Genomic DNA, 1,429 nt, shown 5'->3' on the forward strand with positions numbered 1-1,429 from the left:
AGGGTTTGCGGAATCATTGAACGCCTCCTCAGGCTTCCAGAACTTCAGTCAGCCACTGGTTAGTGACCTCAATTTGGAAAATCGGGTTTTCCGCCGGAGGAACATCGGTAAAGCGAATGATCCACCACACCTTGCCCTCCTCAATCTGGCTGGCCGTGGTCTTCTCCAGGTCGGGGTAGACCTCAAAGTTGATCACCGCGCCTTGTGCCTTCAGGTCACGCATAAAGGCGTTGACCGTCTCGGTCACGTCCTTGACGTAGGTCTTGGTGATGCCACGGTCAACCGCCCATTTCATGCCCGCCTGAATCGCTTCCATCACCATGTCGGTGGTACGCACCCGGGTGACAAACGACCACTTGGCATCACTCGACAGGGTGCGGTTGCCCCACAAGCGATAACCGCCATCGCGAATGATTGTGGTGATGTGTGCGCCGTTGAGCAGGTTGGCGCGGCACGTCTTGTCGCCGTCCAGGTACTCGATCGGGCGCACGGTGCCGGTGATGCCCGCAATCTCTTTGTTCGACGGCGAGGCCCAGAAGCCAAAACGCGAGTCCGTCTGTGCAAACAGACCTGCAGCGATCGCAGAACCTGGCACCGACACATCGGCATTCGCGCCGGTGCTCCACTGCTTGACCGCTGGATCGACCATGTACAGGCGCTTGGAGCCGAAGTTGTCGGCGTAGGCGATGGCGGCCTCATCGGTGGTGTTAGGCCCGTCAATGATGCCGATGGCTTTCAGCTTGCCGGCGAGCACATCCATCGCGGTGGCCACCGCTTCAGTGGCGCTGTGCTTGGGTGCAATGATCAACCGCGGCTGCAGGTTGAACAGGCTCTTGCCGTCCAGCAGGGCCTGCAGGCCGGTACGCTTGCCATCGGCTGCCACGCCGCCAATCACGGCACTGGTCAGCACGGCCGCCTCGGTATCAGCCGGCACACCCACGGCCACGATCGCAGCCGCTGACTGGTTGAAAATGGCCTTACAGGCCCGAGTGATCGCCGAATCGGCACCGAATGCGGCCACGGCTTCACTCTCACGGGTCAGCAAGGTGGGCACGTCGGAAGCCACCAGGCCCAGCCCCGGGGTGAAGGTGTCGACGATGCCGATGATCGAGGACGAAGGCAGGGAAATAATGCGGGCACCGGTCTCGACCAGCGACACCGTAATACCGTGAAAGAAGTCGGTAGAGCTCATGGCTTTCTCCATAGAAACAAAAAAACCGCCAATGGGCGGTTGCGTTACAGCGTTCGAGCGGGGGGTTTAAATAGGTTTGACGCGATAGCCGACAGCAATCCAGCGCACGCCGAAGTTCTGCGCAGCACTGACGTATTCGGTAAAACTGGTAATGAATCCCGAGGTCGAGATTGAGTCTTCTACGATCGCGCAGGTGATGTGTGCCGCAGGGTCGGGGGAGTTTGGATGCTCCATAAT

Annotated in this window: 1 protein-coding gene; it reads right to left on the reverse strand. The window is 59.6% G+C overall.

Going from position 1 to position 1,429, the window contains the following annotated elements:
• Nucleotides 1–28: 28 nt before the first annotated feature.
• Nucleotides 29–1,192 carry a phage tail sheath family protein gene (locus AWM69_RS23165; protein WP_218728563.1) on the reverse strand — a complete coding sequence of 388 codons (1,164 nt, stop codon included), beginning with the start codon at nucleotides 1,190–1,192 and terminating at the stop codon, nucleotides 29–31.
• Between the last annotated feature and the right edge of the window lie 237 nt (nucleotides 1,193–1,429).

The sequence above is a fragment of the Pseudomonas sp. D1HM genome, assembly GCF_019266105.1.
GTDB lineage: Bacteria > Pseudomonadota > Gammaproteobacteria > Pseudomonadales > Pseudomonadaceae > Aquipseudomonas > Aquipseudomonas taetrolens.